General features: G+C 61.5%; 16 protein-coding genes. 7 read left to right on the top strand and 9 right to left on the bottom strand.

Going from position 1 to position 18,427, the window contains the following annotated elements; genetic code table 11:
* Window positions 1–254: 254 nt before the first annotated feature.
* On the bottom strand, window positions 255–1,187 hold the full coding sequence (locus PSJE_RS28205; RefSeq protein ID WP_224795421.1) for a DMT family transporter: 933 nt from the start codon (window positions 1,185–1,187) through the stop codon (window positions 255–257).
* Between the two features lie 84 nt (window positions 1,188–1,271).
* On the opposite strand from PSJE_RS28205, the gene PSJE_RS28200 reads away from it, so the two are divergent.
* Together PSJE_RS28200 and PSJE_RS28195 are read left to right on the top strand one after the other, a co-directional pair.
* Window positions 1,272–1,835 carry a helix-turn-helix domain-containing protein gene (locus tag PSJE_RS28200; RefSeq protein ID WP_090456428.1) on the top strand — a complete coding sequence of 188 codons (564 nt, stop codon included), beginning with the start codon at window positions 1,272–1,274 and terminating at the stop codon, window positions 1,833–1,835.
* Window positions 1,836–1,850: 15 nt separating this feature from the next.
* On the top strand, window positions 1,851–3,269 hold the full coding sequence (locus tag PSJE_RS28195; RefSeq protein WP_090456426.1) for an FAD/NAD(P)-binding protein: 1,419 nt from the start codon (window positions 1,851–1,853) through the stop codon (window positions 3,267–3,269).
* A 677-nt stretch (window positions 3,270–3,946) separates the two neighbouring features.
* On the opposite strand, the gene PSJE_RS28180 is transcribed toward PSJE_RS28195, so the two are convergent.
* Together PSJE_RS28180 and PSJE_RS28175 are read right to left on the bottom strand one after the other, a co-directional pair.
* Window positions 3,947–6,196 (bottom strand): Ig-like domain-containing protein, encoded by a 2,250-nt coding sequence (locus PSJE_RS28180; RefSeq protein ID WP_090456422.1) that lies wholly within the window; start codon window positions 6,194–6,196, stop codon window positions 3,947–3,949.
* Window positions 6,197–6,231: 35 nt separating this feature from the next.
* Window positions 6,232–7,578 (bottom strand): hypothetical protein, encoded by a 1,347-nt coding sequence (locus tag PSJE_RS28175; RefSeq protein ID WP_090456420.1) that lies wholly within the window; start codon window positions 7,576–7,578, stop codon window positions 6,232–6,234.
* A gap of 280 nt (window positions 7,579–7,858) precedes the next feature.
* Here PSJE_RS28175 and PSJE_RS28170 point away from each other — a divergent pair, with 280 nt between their 5' ends.
* From PSJE_RS28170 to PSJE_RS28155, 4 genes are all read left to right on the top strand, one after another.
* Window positions 7,859–9,304 (top strand): sensor histidine kinase, encoded by a 1,446-nt coding sequence (locus PSJE_RS28170; protein WP_090456418.1) that lies wholly within the window; start codon window positions 7,859–7,861, stop codon window positions 9,302–9,304.
* A 200-nt stretch (window positions 9,305–9,504) separates the two neighbouring features.
* Complete coding sequence (locus PSJE_RS28165) at window positions 9,505–10,605, top strand: SCO family protein (RefSeq protein ID WP_371318472.1); 1,101 nt, start codon at window positions 9,505–9,507, stop codon at window positions 10,603–10,605.
* Window positions 10,606–10,707: 102 nt separating this feature from the next.
* On the top strand, window positions 10,708–12,201 hold the full coding sequence (locus tag PSJE_RS28160; RefSeq protein WP_090456415.1) for a sensor histidine kinase: 1,494 nt from the start codon (window positions 10,708–10,710) through the stop codon (window positions 12,199–12,201).
* A complete protein-coding gene (locus PSJE_RS28155; protein WP_090456413.1) occupies window positions 12,170–13,603 on the top strand; it encodes a sigma-54-dependent transcriptional regulator in 1,434 nt (477 codons plus the stop codon). The genes PSJE_RS28160 and PSJE_RS28155 overlap by 32 nt, the downstream gene beginning before the upstream one ends.
* Window positions 13,604–13,606: 3 nt before the next feature.
* Here the strand turns inward: PSJE_RS28155 and PSJE_RS28150 are convergent, their stop codons facing one another.
* The gene (locus PSJE_RS28150; RefSeq protein WP_090456411.1) at window positions 13,607–13,984 is read right to left on the bottom strand and encodes a hypothetical protein; all 378 of its coding nucleotides are present in this window, start codon (window positions 13,982–13,984) and stop codon (window positions 13,607–13,609) included.
* A gap of 171 nt (window positions 13,985–14,155) precedes the next feature.
* Between PSJE_RS28150 and PSJE_RS28145 the strand changes: the two genes are divergently transcribed.
* Window positions 14,156–14,968, top strand: a complete 813-nt coding sequence (locus PSJE_RS28145) for a class I SAM-dependent methyltransferase (RefSeq protein ID WP_090456410.1) — start codon at window positions 14,156–14,158, stop codon at window positions 14,966–14,968.
* 13 nt (window positions 14,969–14,981) lie between these two features.
* Here PSJE_RS28145 and PSJE_RS28140 read toward each other — a convergent pair whose 3' ends face one another.
* From PSJE_RS28140 to PSJE_RS28120, 5 genes are all read right to left on the bottom strand, one after another.
* Window positions 14,982–15,290, bottom strand: coding sequence for an addiction module antidote protein (locus PSJE_RS28140; protein WP_057397260.1), 309 nt, complete (start codon window positions 15,288–15,290; stop codon window positions 14,982–14,984).
* A 2-nt stretch (window positions 15,291–15,292) separates the two neighbouring features.
* Entirely contained in the window at window positions 15,293–15,586 is a 294-nt protein-coding gene (locus tag PSJE_RS28135) for a type II toxin-antitoxin system RelE/ParE family toxin (protein WP_057397259.1), read from the bottom strand.
* 126 nt (window positions 15,587–15,712) lie between these two features.
* Window positions 15,713–16,507, bottom strand: coding sequence for a ChbG/HpnK family deacetylase (locus PSJE_RS28130; protein ID WP_090457948.1), 795 nt, complete (start codon window positions 16,505–16,507; stop codon window positions 15,713–15,715).
* Complete coding sequence (locus tag PSJE_RS28125) at window positions 16,479–17,678, bottom strand: GNAT family N-acetyltransferase (protein WP_090456408.1); 1,200 nt, start codon at window positions 17,676–17,678, stop codon at window positions 16,479–16,481. Before PSJE_RS28125 ends, PSJE_RS28130 begins: the two co-directional genes overlap by 29 nt.
* Window positions 17,679–17,682: 4 nt before the next feature.
* The gene (locus PSJE_RS28120) at window positions 17,683–18,369 is read right to left on the bottom strand and encodes an N-acetyltransferase (protein ID WP_090456406.1); all 687 of its coding nucleotides are present in this window, start codon (window positions 18,367–18,369) and stop codon (window positions 17,683–17,685) included.
* Window positions 18,370–18,427 lie beyond the last annotated feature (58 nt).

The following is an 18,427-nucleotide window of genomic DNA, read 5'->3' as shown; positions in this document are numbered from 1 at the left end:
TGTGAAGCATCATACGTGCCAGCTCCCGGATCACCAAACGCCAAGCTGTCGCAGAATCCTACACGGTAGACGGAAACGCCCTGATTCACATTGTTTCAGAGAGAGGTCGGGGAGCCAGTTCCGGCCTCTCGCGAGCTAGCTCGCTCCCACAGGGTATGAAGGTGTACACACAATCTTGTGTTCAACCCAAGACACTGTGGGAGCGAGCTTGCTCGCGATGGCGGCCTATCCGGCAATGCAAAGTTTGCGACTTATCACTGTGTTTCCCGCTCCAGCTCTTCCTCAGGCGCCGCAGCCTTACCCTTGGTCTTCAACTCACTGACAATCACCGCCGCCACAATCAACCCGGCCCCGACCAGGGCAATCGCCGGCAAGCGCTCCCCGGCAATGCGCCCGACAATCCCGGCCCATACCGGCTCGCCGGCATAGATCAGCGTGGCGCGGGTCGGTGACACGCTTTTCTGTGCCCAGTTCATCGCCACCTGAATCGCCGCGCTCGCCGCCCCGAGCCCCAGCGCGCTGCACAACAGCAACCAGGAGAAGTCCGGAATCGTCTCGTTGGTCGGCACCACCATCAGGAACGACAGCACCGAAGTGACCGCCAGTTGCACCACCGTCACCCGGCGCACATCGACCTGGCCGGCATAGGTGCTGATCAGGATGATCTCGGCCGCAATGGCCACGGCGCTGATCAAGGTGGCGATTTCACCGGGGCTGAAATTGAACGACGCACCTGACGGCCCGGACAACAACATCAACCCGGTAAAGGCCAGCATGATGCCGATGCTCGGCATCAACCCCGGGCGCCGCCCCAGCACCAGCCATTGCAGCAACGGCACAAACGGGACGTACAGCGCGGTAATGAATGCCGATTGGCTGCTGGGAATGCTCTGCAGCCCGACCGTCTGCAAGCCGTAGCCGAGCATGATCGCCACGCCGATAAACGACCCGGCCTTGAGTTCGAACAGGGTCAGGTCGCGCAGGTGACGCCAGGAAAACAGGGCGACGATGCTCGCGGCGGCGGCAAAGCGCAGGCCGACGAAAAACATCGGGCCGCTGACGGTCATCGCATGCTGTACCAGCAGGAAGGTACCGCCCCAGACCATCGTGATCAGTACCAGCACGCATTCGGCCTTGCTGAACCTTGTAAAACGGGAGGAAGCCTTTGGGGAATTCACCGACGTCATGACCTTGCACGCTACTGGAGGGGGACGCACAATGCGTCGAATGTTGCGCAGTATACTGCCCAACCCCACTCAGTGAGCAATATAGTGCACAAAGATTCTACCCAGCGGGCTTCGGTCCTCCAGCACGTCAGTCAAAACGTCCGTCGTTTACGTCATGCCGCCGACCTGAGCCAGACCGCGCTGGCCGAAAAGTCCGGTGTCAGCCGTCGAATGCTGGTGGCGATCGAGGCAGGGGAAAAGAACGTCAGCCTGACCACCCTCGACCGGGTGGCCGAAGCCCTGGACGTTGCCTTCAGTGATTTGATCCAGGCCCCCGACGCCCGCGATCCCAGCCGTATCAATGAGCTGGCCTGGACCGGCACGATCCCTGGCAGTAGGGCGGTGTTGCTTTCCAAGGCCCAGGCCAGTCGTGAAGTCGAGCAGTGGGAATGGTGCCTGCAACCGGGCGAGGTGTATCCGTCGGAGCCGGACGCCGATGGCTGGAGCGAGCAGATTTATGTCTTCGAAGGGTGCCTGACCGTTATGCTCGGCGACCAGCCACAGCATATCGCGGCGGGTGAATTCTTTATGTTTGCCAGCAACCAGCCACACTGTTATCGCAACGACGGGGTGGTAGCGGCGAAGTTTGTACGTAATGTGGTGATCTGAACAGGGAGTGCATGGATGGGCCAGACCTTGAACAATGACGCCGACATCCTGATTGTCGGTGGCGGCCTCAGTGGCGCGATGTTGGCGGCGCAGTTGATGCGTTTGCCGGGCCGGCGCCGGGTGCTGGTGATCGAGCCCCGGGCCGGGTTGGGGCGGGGTGAAGCCTACAGCGCGGTGGAACTGGGTCATACGCTCAACGGCAATGCGGCGCGGATGAGTGTTGACCCGGACAACGCCGACGACCTGACCCAATGGCTGACCGAGTACATCAAGGCGGGCGGCTGGCCGGAATCGGATCAGCAGCATGTGCCGATCAGCGAGTTGTTTCCGCCTCGGGGCGTTTTCGGCCTGTACGCCCGGCAGCGCCTGGCAGAAGCGCAGGCGGTGGGCGCCTTGGTCGGTTCGACGGTCGAGCATGTGCAGGCCGAAGTGGTCGATTTGCAAATCGATGCAGACGCCGTGCGGTTGACCCTGAGCGACGGCCGATGCTTGCAGGGCGCTTTTGCGGTGCTGGCCACCGGGATGTTTCCCGCCGCGCGCACCCCGCAAACCCGGTCCAGCGGCTTGAATGCGGCCGCTCTCGATCCGTGGGACGTGGCGGCCATGCGGCAACTCGATCCGCAAGCGACGGTCATGATCATCGGCTCGGGCCTGACCATGGTCGATGCCGTGGTGTCCCTGGAACAGGCCGGGCATCGTGGGCCGATCGAAGTGTTTTCCCGCCATGGGCTGCTGCCCCATGTGCGTCGCCAGCCACCGGCCTGGGTGGATTTTCTCGCGCAGGATCAGAGCATCCGCACACCTCGCCAGTTGATGCGCGAACTGCGTCGGCACTGCCGGGACGCCATCGCCCAAGGTATCGACTGGCAGGCGCCGCTGGACACGGTGCGGGCACACATCGGCCGCTTGTGGCATCAGGCGACCGACGTGCAGCGTCGGCAGTTCGTGCGGCATGTGCGGCCGTGGTGGGAAAGCCATCATCACCGCTCGCCACCCTTGAGTGCCGAGCTGGTTGAGCGCTTGTATAAAGAAGGGCGGTTACGTATTCACGCAGCCTCTTACCAGGGCCTCGAACCGTCGCTCAATGGCGAGGTGAGTATTCGCCTTCGACGGCGGGGCGAGGCGCAGACCTGTGTGGTCAGCGGTGTCGCCCTGATCAACTCCAGCGGTATCGAATACGACTGGCGCCGGGTCGCGCGACCGCTGCCCCGGCAACTGCTCGCCCGAGGCCTGGTCCGGCCCGGGCCGTTGGCCTTGGGCATCGCGGCAGAGGTCGATGGTGCGGTTCTGAACGCCGAGGGTCAGCCCGCCAGCCGGTTGTTTGCCATGGGTCCGCCGTTGCGCGGTATGTGGTGGGAAAGTACCGCCGTCACCGATGTGGCGAGCCAGGCCAAGGCGTTGGCCGAGCGGCTGTCGATCAGGTTGGGGGTCTGAGTACATATCCGTTGCTGCGGTAATGGCGGCTTATGGTTTCGCCCTTACGGCGAGTCCCTTTTGTCAAACGACACAAAAGGAACCAAAAAGTCTCGCCCCTTACGTACGGCCCCTCGCTTAGGCTCGGGGTTCCTTCGCTGCGGTATTCATACGGGGGCATTGCCCTCCGGTCGGCTTCGCTTCGACCTACATGCAATGGGTTCGACTGCGTCGAACGGCGCTGCGCGCCAATCCCCGGATAAACACCTCCACTCAGCCTGCCGAGGGGGCGGGTGGATCAAGATCAAGAGCTGCAGGCGAGCTAACGCTCGGCCTGATGAGTGGTGAGAAGCGACGCGGTGGTGCGGGATGCTCTGCTTTTTGCTCTTCTGTGGGAGCGAGCTTGCTCGCGATGGCGGCCTGCCAGCCGACCGAAATCTTTCAGATGTACTGAGTACCTGTGGGAGCGAGCTTGCTCGCGATGGTGGTCTGACAGCCGACCGAAATCTTTCAGATGTACTGAATACCTGTGGGAGTGAGCCTGGTCCGGGCACCGCTCCAGTGATGACAGCCAGACCACCGCTGGATTGCTCCCATCAATGCACCCGGCAAAAAACCGCGGCCCCCCACCCGAGGCCGCGGTTTTCCATAGGGTTGAAGCCGGCCCCATCAACCTGCGTGGCTAATGGAGCGCGGGCTCAGTTGGCGATCACCGGCACCGTGCGCACGGAGCCTTGGGACGAGGTGATCGTGGCGGTCGGGTTCGCCGACGGAACGACCGTGGTGGTGTTGTTCACGGTCAACCGCCAGCGTCCATTCGCCGGTACGGCGGTGGTGCCCAGGGTGACCAGCCCGGTCGCAGTGGTGACCTTGATGGTGATGGTGTTGCCGGTGGTCACCGATGAGGTGCCGGCAAAGTCCCAGGTGAAGCGGTTGTTGGAGCGGGCTCTCACCGTTGCGGTGGTCACTGCGAAGGTTTCCGCAGCAGGCCGTGGCGAGACCTGCACCGTGACCGTGGCTGGCGACGTCGATTGGGCGCCGAAACTGTCCCGGGCAAAGTAGGTGAAGGTCGTGGTGAAGGCCGTGGTGACGGTGGCCGGTGGGGTGTAGGTGAGCACCGTGCCGTTACTGCTGACGGTGCCGCCACCTGCCAGCGGTTGAGTGAAGTCGGCGACGGCTAGCGGCACATTGCCTTCCGGATCGGTGTCGTTGGCCAGCACGTTGATTGGAATCGCCACACCCAGTGTCGTGACGGCATCGGCGACGGCCACCGGAGGCCGGTTAGGCGACACGGTCATGCTCACGGTTGCCGCTGTCGTCGAGGCCAGGCCTTTGACGTCCTGGGCCTTGTAAGTGAAGGTCGTGGTCAACGGCGCGTTGACGACAGCAGGAGGGGTGTAGACCACCGCCGTAGTGCCGCTCAATGCCACCGTGCCCTGGCTGGCGGCCGGTTGGGTCAGCGCGGTAATGCTCAGCGGCGTATTGCCGTCCGGGTCCCTGTCGTTGGCCAGCAGGTTGAGGGTGATCGGCACGCCGAAGCTGGTGCTGCCGGTATCGGCGACGGAGATCGGTGCCTGGTTCGCGCCGGTGTCCGGTGCAGTGCCGACGACTACGACCGGCTCGATGTCACTGCCGCCGGCAGCGGATTTGACCGTTACGGTTGCAGGCGGTTGGGTCAAGTCAGCCACCGTCAGGCGTTGCAGGATTCCGGTTTTCGACAGCCGCCCGTAACCCTGGGCGACCATGTCCGGTACCACCACTTCGTCTGTGGAAGTGGCCTCGATCAGCAGGCTGTGATTGCTCCAGCTGTAACGGGCGGTCTGGATTTTCACCACGTCCGAGAGCTTGCTCGACACCGCAGTCGGGCGGGTGGTCCCGGCGGGGTTGGTGGCGGTGACCACCACGACCGGCGGCACCGTTGCGTTGGCCAGCAGATTCTGGGCGAAGAACACGCCGTTGTTATCGCTCACCATGTTGGTCTGGCAAGGTGACACAGGCGGGCCGGGGACCAGGGCGATGCTTTCGCGAAAGCACAGGGTCGAGCCGTTGGCGGCTTTGGCAAACACTTCGACCCGGGTGGTGTTGCCGCCCGTGCCGGCTATGCGGCGGTAAGTGGCACGGGTCATGTCCACCGCGGTCTGCGCGCGGTTGTCGAGCACCTTGCCGGACAGGGTGAAGAGGTTGGTCTGGATGGTCCCGGCCGGACCCTGGATGCGCACGAAGTTGGTGTTGTTGGGGCTGCCGGTCACGGCTTCGGTGAGGTTGGGGTCGCCGACGAAGGTTTCGATGGCGCCGGTGTCCGGGTTCACCTCGGTGTAGGGACCGTTGACGCTGCGCAGGAACGGCCCGATCGCACCGTTGACCGCACCGCTGAAAACCCCCGGCGCACCGATGCCGACGTCCCTGGTGATGTTGATCGCCCGGCGCCCGGTGGTGGTGACGTTGACCGTTTCCACGCCATAGGGGTGGGTAATGGTGTAGGTCCCGGCAACGGGAATGTTCACCCGCAGACGAATCCGCGCGAAGCTGATCTGGTCGCCATCGAGTGGGTTGCCACCGGCAAATGCAGCCTCGATCCCGGCAACATAGACGTCCATGCCATAGCCGGCGGTGTTGTTGGGGATGCTGGTCTCGGCAAGGAACCAGAAGGCTTCGTCTGGCCAGTTATCCGGGAACACCATTGGCAGGGTGTCGTCGAAAATGCCCGGTGTCGGCAGCAGGGTACACATGTAGGCCGGTGGCACGCTGGCTGCCACCCGCGAGCTGGCGGCGCGGGACTGGCACAGCTCCATCGACAGTTGATTCTTGTCCTGATACCAGATCGGGAATTTCCCGGTGGCAAAGGTGTAAGGACCGGGATCGACGGCGGCGAGTTGCGCGAAAGCACTGCCGGTCAGCGACAGAGTCAGTCCCAGGGCGTTGAGCGCCAGGCGTGGCCATTTGTTCATGATGCCTCCTGATGAGGATCCGGGCATGTGGGCGTTCATTGCACGATGACCACTTCTTCGGTATCGCTGCCGCCATTGGAGGACGACACACGAACCTGGGCTGGCGGAATCGGCGAGATGCCGGTGGCCAGGCTTTTCACGGCGCCATCACCACTCAGGGCGCCGATGGCGATACCGGTGCCGGAGGTGGCGGTGAGCACCGGTGGCGACGTTTCATCGCTGGTCGAAGCCACTATGGTGATTTGCCCGGTGCTCAGGCTGTACTCGGCGCGTGAGATCGTCACCAGGTCGGTCAACGGCATGGGCAATATGGTCGGCGCGCTGCTGGCGATGGCCAGGTGGTTGTCGGCGGTCACCTGCAAGGTGCTCGGCAACGTCGGATTGTTCGGCGACTGTGCATACCAGTGGCCGGTGGTATTGGCTTCGGTGAAGTTCAGCAGCGGATTGTTGCTGTCCAGGGTCACGGTGGCGGGTGGCGGCGGGGCCATCACGAACACGTCCTGCTGGGCCACCGGGGCGCTGGTGCCGGCCTGTCGCGAGTAGGTGCTGCGCTCGGCGATCACCGGGGTCGGACGGACCACCGACGACAACTTGCCGGAAACAGCGAAGAGGTTGGTGCGCAAGTCCAGGCCATTGGGGCCCTCGATGCGCACGTAGTTGGTGTTGAACGGGCTGCCGGTGACGGCTTCGGTGAGGTTCGGATCGCCGACGAATTGTTCGGCCTGGCCCGTGCTCGGGTTGGTCTCGGTGTAGGGGCCATTGACGCTGCGCAGGAACGGCCCGACGTCGCCCTTGAGCGCGCCGTTGTAGGTTTTTGGCGCGCCGATGCCAATGTCCCGGGTCATGTTGATCGCCCGACGGCCGGGGGTCTCGACGTTGAACACTTCGACGCCGTAAGGGTGGGTGATGACATAAGTGCCAGCGGTGGCCACGTCGATGCGAACACGGATCCGGGCGAAGCTGATCTGGTCGCCCTCCAGTGGATCCCCACCACTGAAGGCTGCTTCGAGCGCCGAGACATAGGTCAGGTCGATGCCTCGGGCGGCATCGACGATGGTTGTTTCGCCTGTTGCCCAGAACGCTTCGTCGGGGAAATTGGTCGGGAAGACCAACGGTTGCGTGTCATCGAAAATGCCGGGATTAGGGATCAGCGAGCACATGTAAGTCGGGGCGCCCGGCGCGCTGGCAACCCTGGAACTGACAGCCTTTGATAAACACAGGTCAAGGGTTCGGCCGTGGCTGTCTTGATACCAGGCGGCGAAATTGCCATTGGCTGGCAGGTAGGGGCCGGGGTCTACGGCAAACAGCGCGGCCTGGGCAATACCTTGGGCTAGAGCAGTCACAACCAGGGCGGACGCGGTTTTGCACAGTAACGGGTGCATGAGTGTTCCCTCTGTCGAAGTACCTGCCCCTTGGGGATGGGGCAGTTGGCAGGGAGTTCGGCAACTTCCATACCAATCGGCGAAAACGCCCGTGAGACGCCCGCAGTAAAGGTGTTGGCGCGGTCGCAGGCGGCAGGCCGGGAAGTTATGGCACGGGCAGCTATCCCCGACTTTGGGGGTGACGGGGCCGCGGGGCGGGTGGGGTATCGCAGTCCCCAGGCTCGGCCAAACGGCCATGGCTGGGCTATAAACCTATAGGGGGTTTCCGGGAACCGTGTCCATGACCACAATCGCCAAAGTACTTGCGACCGACAGCGAAGTTCGCTTGAACACGCGCAAGGAGCCCTTCAATCTGCTGCGCTGGTTTTCACTGGTCAGCATGCTGGTGATCGGCACGGTGGCGGTGGCGCTGGGGGCGGTATCCACGCGCTTCGTGATTACCGAAAGCGTGCAACGCGATGCGCTATTGACCTCACAATTCATTCAGGCGATTGCCTCGGCCGAGGTGCACCATGTGTCGATTCCCAACGTCAGGACCATGGGCGAGTTGCTCGACCCACGAAAAGACATGGACTTTCCTGACGTCGACCCTCTGTCCCGTGTCAGTGCCCGTGGTGAATTCCTCGACCATATCGCAAACTTGCCGGACGTGATTCTGGTCAACATCTACGCCCCCGACCGCATGGTGATCTGGTCGACCAACCCGGCCTTGATGGGCATTACGATCCATGGCAATGAAGACCTCGACCGGGCATTCAACTCGAAAATTTCCGTGTCGACCGCTTACCACGGTGTGGATAGATCCCGCATGGAGCAGAAGTTCCTGGAACCACCCAAATACGCCTTCATCGAAAACTACATTCCCTTGTTCGACGCCGATGGCAGCACCGTCACGGCGATGGTCGAGATCTACAAGGAACCCCAGGACCTGATCAACCGCATGGAGCGCGGCCTGGTGCTGATCTGGCTGGCAACCGCCCTGGGCGGCGGTCTCATTTACCTGGGGCTGTACTGGATCGTGCGGCGGGCGGCGATCCTGCTGGCGACGCAGCAGAAGCAATTGATCACCAACGAAACCTTTGTGGCTCTGGGGGAGGTGTCCTCGGCGGTTGCCCACAGTCTGCGCAATCCGTTGGCGAACATCCGTTCAAGCGCCGAGCTGGCGATAGAGTTCGACAGCGGTCCGGCACACGGGAACATCAACGACATCATTGGTCAGGTCGATCGCATGTCGAAATGGGTACGGGAGTTGCTCCAGTCCCTGCGACCGCTCAATGACGAGGCCGAACCTGTGAACCTGGTGGCGGCCCTGCATGACAGCCTGATGGCTTACGAGCATCAGATCAACAAGGCCAAGGTCAACGTGGTGTTCGAGCCGGACCAGACGCCCATGGTGCTGAGCCAGCACGTACAACTGACCCAGCTCCTCAGCAGCCTGCTGTCCAATGCGGTGGAAGCCATGGACGGCGGCGGCACCCTGACCATCCAGATCGAACCGCGCGATGCCCAGCACGTCAGTGTGAGGGTGAGCGATACCGGCAAAGGCATGAGCGAAGAAGAGCGCACTATGGCCTTCCGGCCGTTCTTCACCACCAAACAGGGCGGGCTGGGAGTCGGGCTGGTGCTGGTCGAGCGGATCATGGAGCGATTTGGCGGTGCGGTGACCCTCGACAGCAGTGAAGGCGAGGGCACCACTGTGCGCCTGTCCTTTGTTCTGGCCCCCTGAAAACGGGGATGATCTACCCCCAATAACGGGTATTAATCCCCGGTCATTTGCCCGGTCGTTGCACATTGATTTTGATAAATCACTGTTTTGTCGAGTGTTAGTACGTTTTTATAAAAAAACACATGATTGGCGAGGTCCTTGCAAAACCACCATAACCCCCCTTCACCACATCGAGGCGGCTGGTGATGGAAAAAAAAGAGATGCATTCACCACGCTCGCGAGCCCTGGGCATGCACCTGGTGCTGATGCTGGTGACCGGTTTGCTGGCCAGCCAGTTGCTGGTCGCCAGCCAGCCGACGTCGACGCCTGCACCTGCTCCGGCATCCACTGCCGAACCCGCTGTCGTTGAAGCCGTCACCCCGTGGGGTGCCGACTATTTCCCCAACACCCTGCTGACCGACCAGGACGGACAGCAGCTGCGTTTTTTCGATGACTTGATCAAAGACAAGGTAGTGGTGATCAACTTCATCTTCACCTCGTGCAGTGACTCCTGCCCCCTGGAAACCGCGCGCATGCGCCAGGTGCAGAAACTGCTGGGGGATCGGGTCGGCAAGGACATCTTCTTCTACTCCATCAGCATCGACCCCTTGAGTGATACCCCCGAGGTGCTCAAAGCCTATGCGCAACGCTTCCAGGTCGGGCCCGGGTGGAAATTCCTCACCGGGGAATTCGCCGACGTCACGGACCTGCGCAAAAAACTGGGGCTGTTCATCGAAGGCGTCGATAACGGGCGCAACAAGGACCACAACCTGAGCCTGATCGTCGGCAACCAGGCAACGGGCCGCTGGATGAAAGCATCGCCGTTCGAAAACCCGTGGATTCTGGCCGACCAACTGGCCAATACCCTGCATAACTGGAAACAGCCCAGTGTGGAGGAAAGCTACGTCGAGGCCCCCGAAATCCGTCCGCCGAGCAATGGCGAAGAGCTGTTTCGCACCCGCTGCGCGTCTTGCCACAGCCTCGGTCCGCTGGACGGGCAGGGCATCGGCCTGCGCAGCATCGGCCCGGACCTGATCGGCGTGACCTATCAGCGCGATCCGGCCTGGCTCAACCGCTGGATCCGCGAACCTGACCGCATGCTCGCGGAAAAGGACCCGATTGCGATGGAGCTGTTCGAGCGCTACAACAGGATCTCGATGCCCAACTTGCGGCTGGATGCGCGTTCCGCCCAGTCCCTCATCGATTTCCTGAAAGAAGAAACCGACCGTCAACATCCGCCAGCGGCGCCATTGGCCAGTGGTAACGAAGAGCCTGAACAACATCATTCGGTCGCGCACCCCGAGACACCCCGGGTGCAATAGTGTCAAAAAAATTACGCGGGCCAGTCGGTGGCTATCAATGCCACCTACACTGATCCTGAAAGCGGCTGAACAGGCTCGATTTCAAGCACCCAGGACACAGCCATGCAGATACTCGAACAACAAAAAGTAGCTGCGCCGCAGAATCCGGCAGCACAACGCAAGGGGTGGCGACCGCAGTTCAATTTGCTGCGCTGGTTCTCCCTGGCGAGCTTTCTGATCATCGCTGTGGTGGCGCTGGGGCTGGGTTACATCTCCACGCGCTTTGTTGTCGATGAAAGTATCGAGCGTGATTCGATGCTGACCGCGCAGTTCATCCAGTCCATTGGCGAGGCCGAAATCCGGCATGCCGGCATTGCCCCGGGGCGAACCATGGGTGAAATGCTCGACCCGCGCATGGACGATGCCTACCCCGACGTAAACCCCGTATCCCGGGCCGCCGCGCGCGTTGAGTTTCTTGACCATGTGAAGCATCTGCCGGACATCCTGCTGGCGACGGTGTACTCCCTGGACCGCACCGTGGTCTGGTCGACCAACCCCGAGTTGATCGGCGTGCGTATCGAAGGCGACTTTGAGCTGGACGAATCCTTCGAAATGAAATCGCCGGTGTCCACCAGTTACCACGAAATCGATGAGGAGCGTCCCGAGCAGCGCTTGCTGCGCGAACCGGAGTACCTGTTCGTCGAGAACTACATTCCGATGTTCAACGCCGACAGAAGCAAAGTGATTGCCATGGTGGAAATCTACAAGGAGCCGGTGGATCTGGTGGCGCGCATCCAGCGTGGCTTCAAGGCAATCTGGCTGGCCACGCTGATCGGCGGGGCAGCCATTTATCTGGGGCTGTTCTGGATCGTGCGACGCGCGGCGACGCTGTTGCAGAGCCAGCAGAAACAACTGATCGCCAACGAGACCTTTGTCGCCCTTGGCGAGATGTCCTCGGCGGTCGCCCACAGCTTGCGCAACCCGCTGGCCAATATCCGTTCCAGCGCCGAACTGGCCCAGGACATCGCCAGCCAGACCGCACAGAAAAACATCGGCGACATCATCAGTCAGGTCGACCGCATGTCGCGCTGGGTCCGTGAATTGCTGGTGTCGTTGCGGCCGATGAATGACGACTGTGAAACGGTCGACCTGGTGCTGGCTCTCGAAGACACCCTGAGTGCCTTTGAGTCCCTGATCAAGCGTTCGGACGTTGAGGTGCGTTTCTCCCCTGTCAGCGTGCCACCGGTCGTCAGCCAGCAGGTGCTGCTCACGCAAATACTCAATAGCCTGTTTGCTAATGCACTGGAAGCCATGCCCAAGGGTGGCGTGCTGACGATCGAGATCGACTCCTCGGTGTCCGGCGACGTGAGAATGACATTGACCGACACCGGCAAGGGCATGTCCAAACAACAGCAGCAAATGGTCTTCAAGCCGTTTTTTACCACCAAACAAGGTGGGTTGGGTGTGGGCCTGGCCCTGGTCAAACGAATAATGGAGCGTTTTGACGGCTCGGTCGAACTGACCAGCCGGGAGCAGGAAGGAACCCGTGTTTGTCTCAATTTCAAAGTGGCAACGGGAGGGGTATATGGAGCACAGCATTCTGCTGGTCGAGGATGACGAAATCCTCGCCGAGAATATTCAGACTTACCTGGAGCGCAAGGACTTCGAGGTGACCGTCTGCCACTCGGCTGAAGATGCACTGGAGCAATTGGGTTCATTCGCGCCTGACGTGGTACTGACCGACAACTCGTTGCCGGGCATGAGTGGTCACGACCTGATCCAGAAGCTGCGCATCAGCGCGCCGGATCTGAAAGTGATCATGATGACCGGCTACGGCAATGTCGAAGACGCCGTGGTGGCGATGAAAGAGGGCGCCTTTCACTACGTCACCAAACCGGTGGCCCTGCCAGAGCTCAAGTTGCTGCTGGACAAGGCCCTGGCCACCGACCGCATGGAGCGTACGCTGTCGTTTTACCAGGAGCGCGAGGCCCAGAAGTCGGGAGTGCAGGCTCTGATTGGCGAGTCGGCACCGATGGCGTACCTCAAGGGCACCATCACCCAGTTGCTCGACGCCGAACGGCGCATGGCCAACAGCGATCTGCCGCCGGTGCTGGTGGAAGGCGAGACGGGCACCGGCAAGGAACTGGTGGCCCGGGCCTTGCACTTCGATGGCCCGCGCGCCAAAGGCCCATTCATTGAATTCAACTGTGCTTCGATCCCGTCCAATCTGGTGGAGTCGGAACTGTTCGGCCACGAGAAGGGCGCCTTCACCGACGCCAAGGATCGTCGCATGGGGCTGGTGGAAGCGGCCGATGGCGGCACGCTGTTCCTCGATGAAATCGGTGAGATGGACTTGCTGCTGCAAGCCAAGCTGCTGAAACTACTGGAAGACCGGACCATTCGCCGGGTCGGTTCAGTGAAGGAGCGCAAGGTCGACCTGAGGGTGATCAGCGCCACCAACTGCAATCTCGAACAGATGGTCCAGCAAGGCAAATTCCGTCGTGACCTGTTCTTCCGTCTGCGCATCATTTCCATCAAGGTGCCGCGACTGTATACCCGTGGCGCCGATATCCTGCTGCTGGCCCGGCACTTCCTGGGGCTACATGGCAAACGCTACGGCAAGCCGAACCTGCATTTCAGCAACCAGGCCGAAGAATTGCTGCTCAGCTACAGCTGGCCGGGCAACGTGCGCGAATTGCGCAACATGCTGGAGCAAACCGTGTTGCTGGCGCAAAGCGACACTATCGCCGCCCATCAGTTGAACGTCTGCCTGAGCCTGATGGATGAGCCACCGATGTTTCATCACGAGCCGTCACACTTCAGCGAACCGCGTCCGTCCTTCAGCGGCAGCGACTCCATGAACCTGCCGGAAGTGGAGCGCGACATGGTGCGCAAGATGCTCGACAAGACCGACTGGAACGTCACCAAATCGGCCCGCCTGCTGGGTCTGAGCCGTGACATGTTGCGCTACCGGATCGAAAAACTCGGCCTCGCCCGTCCGGACAAGCGCCAGTGGTAAGGCTCACTGCAACACCGGGCCCTGCCTCAGACAGGACAGCATGCAGCTGGGGTTCTCGACTTCCTGGTTCACGTACACACCACGCTCCGGATCGTAGGAGCGGATAAACACCCGAACCGTGGCGTCGGCCACTGTCGGCAGGCGCGAATCGGAAAACACGTGCTCACTTGAAACCGGAATGAATTCCCTGGGCGCGGTCGGGATATACGAACCCGGCGGCACAATGTTCATCGACTGCGGTACGGGGTGCGCGAAGGGTTGGTCAGCACCGTAATAGTTGAATTCGCTGCTGTAGTTGGTGGTCGGCATGTCGTCCGCATGGACGACAGCGGTTGCGCCCAGGCAGACGGCGAGCAAAAGCGTCAGGTCGGTCTTTTTCATGTCAACACCTGCTAAATCGGTTTAACCACACTCTCCCCAAGGTCTTTAACTATAGCTGGCGCCGTGGACAGCCGTCGGTGCCGCGCGGATTACAAGTTCGCAACACCTGCCAGGATGGGGTTGATCTAGACTTCGCCGGTCAAATCGACGACCCGGACCCTGGAGCGTGCAATGGAACTGCCGACAAAAGAACAAGCCATCGCCAGTAACCGCGAGGCCTGGAATGACTCCGCCCGTCACCACAAGGACTCCAGCGAATGGCAAGCCTTGTTGAAGGGCGTGGAACACGCGGATTTTTCCTGCCTGGACGACACCCTGACCGCTTTGCTGACCCAGACAGGTATCGACGGCAAGGACGTGGTGCAACTAGGCTGCAACAACGGTCGTGAAAGCCTGTCGCTGTTCGCCATGGGCGCGCGCAGCGTGGTGGGCGTCGACCAGTCTGAAGCCTTTCTCGGGCAGGCACGGGAACTGGCGTCCCGATCGCCCCACGCGCCGCAATTCATCGAAGCGGACATTCACCACTTGCCGGCCGGACTGCAGGAGCGCTTTGACCTGGCGCTGATCACCATCGGGGTCTTGAACTGGATGCCGGACATCGGCGAATTCTTCCGCCATGTGGCGCGCACGCTGAAGCCGGGTGGGGCGCTGGTGGTGTACGAAACCCATCCGTTCCTGGAAATGTTCGACCCCGAGGCAGCCGATCCTTTTCGCCCGGCCAGCTCATACTTCCGCCGCGAACCGTTCGTGCAGCACGAACCGATCGTCTACGAAGGCAGGATCGAACAGCCGGCCGCGCCGTCCTACTGGTTCGCCCACACCCTGGGCGACCTCTTCAGCGCCGCCATTGCGGCAGGGCTGCAGATCCGTCACTTCAGGGAATACCCACACTCCAACCGCGAAGAGCTCTATGACCGCTATCAGCAGCAGGCAGCGCAGTTGCCGTTGTGTTTTACGTGGGTGGTGGTGAAACCAGCCACATGACGCGGAAAATCAGTTATAGATTTGAGTGATTGACGGTGTGTCCTGGTTGCGCGCAGAGATCTATGCCCAGGGCATGAATGACCTTCAGGACCGTATCGAAACGTGGTTTTGCTCCCGGCGCGAAGGCCTTGTAGAGGCTTTCGCGACCCATTCCAGAGTCTTTGGCTATCTGTGTCATGCCACGGGCTTTCACCACATAGCCGATAGCGCGCAGAAACTCCTCATTGTCACCGTCTGCCAGTACCTGAGAGAGATACTCGCTAATGGCTTCATCACTGTCGAGCAGCGCCGCCATGTCGAAAGTCGTCAAAGTCTGGCTCATGGTTAAACCTCCTTTGCCATTTTTTTTGCGCGTTTGATATCGGCGGTTTGAGATGACTTGTCACCTCCGGCCAGCAGGACAATGACGGCACCGCCTCGCATCGTAAAGTAAACCCGGTATCCGGCACCTACGTCCACGCGCATTTCAGAAACGCCATCACCGACAGGCTTGTTGTCGCCAAGATTACCCGCAGATGCGCGGTCAATGCGACGAGCGATAGCTAGTCTGGCTCGCAAGTCGCGAACCGAGGCGTGCCATGCTGCGAAAGTAGCGGTTTGCTGGACAAGATAATTCATTGCTCGAATGTATCCAAATGGATACGGATGAGCAGTCAGACATTTCCGCGATCAGAGGGTTTTTTTTCGAGGAAGATGTAGGCAACCCCATCGCGAGCAGGCTCGCTCCAACAAGTGCGGGGTGAGCTATTCCAGAGCGGCCTGCGCACGGCGAGGTGCGGCGTCTCCCGCAGCGGTATAGGCCACCCGCGGCACACCCGGCAAACGCTGTTCCAGCAACGCGCTCAATGACTCTCCCGGTTCCAGGTAGGCATCGCCGAAGTCGGCGCCGAGCTGGTTCGGGTGGGCGACGATTTCCAGCAATCCATCGGGTGGCGGCTCGGCGTTGCGCAGATCCACCGGGGTGCACACGTAGTCGGCGGTGGCACCGGCCAGATTGCTCAGGCGACGGTTGAGCAGGTCCTTGAACACGCGCTTGGGCAGGCTGAGGTTTTGCCCCAGATTGCGCGCCAGACGCACCGGCACCCCCTGGCGGGCGGCGAAGCGCGCGACGATCTCGCCGATCGGCCAGATATTGTGCACGTGTTGATGGGAGTCCAGGTGGGTGGGGCGCAGGCCGTTGTCCAGGCAGCGCTGCCACTGGGCTTCGAGTTCTTCCAGTACGGCGTTGCGATCCCGGCGCCCGAGCCAGAGGTGGGTGCGGGGCAGGTTGAGGTCGAACACGCCGGCCCCGTCGCAAAACGTCGGGCGCTGCGCAATGCTCTGGCTCAACGGACGGCCGTAGGTCAGGTTGAAGTGCAGGCCGATTCGGCCTTCGAGCAATGGATGCCGGGCCAGGACGCAGGCCGCTTCGAACGCCGGCATGTTGGCCATGGCGGTGGCGGAGCTGATGAGCCCGGCCTGGAACGCGCCAAGGATCACCGCGTTTTCGCAGGCACTGAGGCCGAAATCGTCAGCGTTGACTATCACTTGCCGAGGCATGTGCACCCTCCTTGAGTTTTTCCGTAGTCGCAGGCGTGTGGACCGCGGGTGTTGCGACTGCGGCCGCCGCGCGTCGGGTGCGCCATTGCTGCAATCGGGGTTTGAAGCGTTGCCAGACCCGCAAGGCCAGCCCCAGCACCAGACCGCCTGGACGCCAGGAGTAAAAACTCCAGCGCCAGTGTTCCAGTTGCCCGGTCATGCGTTCGTGCAGTTGATGGCTGGAGTTTTCCAGGCTGACCCGCGACGCATCGATCCAGCACCAGTTGTCTTCCAGGCCCCAGCGAATCCACTCTTCGAGCAGCACCCGGCCGCTGCCCAGGTCGGCATATTGCGGCAGGAACGCCAGATTGTAGTCGTACAGTCGACCCTCTTCCAGCAAGCCAAGGCGATAGCTGATGCAGCGCCCCTCCAGCTCCAGCACCACCATGCGCACCAGGCCGCGGGCCGCCAGGGCGGTGAAGGCGCGGTCCATCCACTGGCGATGGCGCGCATCGGAAAAGATCCCGACGCCTTCATCGCCTTTCCAGCTCACCGCTTCGACCTCACTGATTTCCTGCAACAGCGGCCCCATGGTCAGGGCGTCGGGAGTAATCCGCCGCACCTGGGCACCGCACGCGGCGATGCGTTTGCGTGCGCGGCGCAGTTTGTAGCGCGGGTCGCCGGAGACCTCCTGATGGTCGGCCTCGCTGATCAGGTGCACCGGTACTCGACAGCTCAGGCGATGTTCGGCGGTCGAACTCAGCGCCTGCCACGGTGCCAGGGCCTGTACCTGGGCCGTGGAACCGGCCAGTTCGTTGAGTTGCAGCACGGCATGGGGCAGGCGTTGACGGATCAGCGTCAGCGCCTGGCGTAAATTGTCGTCGTCCAGCCTCGTCAGCAGTGCGAGGCGGTCGGCGAGGGGATAGCCCAAATGATGCAGGACCCGAAACGGCAAACGCGCAAAGCGCTCCATGGACGCCACCAGCGGCAGGCACAGCGCCAGTTCGTCACCCTGCCAGCCGAGCAGCACGTGCAACTGCTCGCCGGGCTTGAGTGCCAGTTCCGAGGCGTATAGCCAGGCCAGGGTGTTGAACGGCGTGTGGTCCGTTACGCGCTGGCGCAACGCTTCGTAAGCCTCTACCGGAAAGTCGTGGGTGCACAGCGAAGTGCGCCATTCGAATCGTGCAGACATAAGATCAGCTCGCCTCGGCTGGAACAGGAGAGGGTGCCGGTTTGCGCAAGGCATCCAGGCGTGAACCGCTGTAGCGGGTTTCGCGAAAGAAGCGCCAGCCGAACAGGTGGTAGATGTTCATGATCCGTCCCTGCTCGCGATACCCCATGCGGATGTGCAGCTTGAGCGCGGGAATGTTGTGGGACTCGCAGATATCCACCACTTTGTTGCAGCCCTGATCAGCCATGGCTTTCCACAGGTTCAGCTGGAAATCGACCGACAGCGTGGTGCCCCGGTAGGCAGGAATCTGCTCGAGAGCGAACTCGAAGAACTCGCCTGGCTTCACCGGAAACATGCAGCCGTAGTAATGACGGTCGAGATAATCGCGTGTGCTGCCCCAGATAAAGGCCACGGTATCGCCGTTTTCATCCAGGTACATGTGCCCGGTGTACCCTTCGGACGCCAACTCGGCCATGGTGCCCACGCGATCACCGAAGTGCCTGGCGAACGCTACGGCGTTTTGTGGGGTGATGGTTTCCAGTCGTAGCGGTGAATAGGGCCGAAGCTTGTGTGGCGGTACCGGGCTCACCAGGTCGCGTTCCATCCACAACAGTTCTTCGTGGAGAAATACGTAGTGTTTCCACAACTTGCCGACGGTGGCGCGCAGACCTTTTTGCTTGATGTGATCGCTGAGCTTTTTCAGAGCATTCATGTTTTTGACTCCCGACGGTGTTGGCCGTGAGTGGCGTGACTCAATGCGCGACGAATCG

It is taken from the genome of Pseudomonas jessenii, assembly GCF_002236115.1.
Lineage (GTDB): Bacteria > Pseudomonadota > Gammaproteobacteria > Pseudomonadales > Pseudomonadaceae > Aquipseudomonas > Aquipseudomonas jessenii.
Note: the sequence above shows the minus strand (reverse complement) of the source record. Positions and strands in the feature narration are given on the sequence as shown.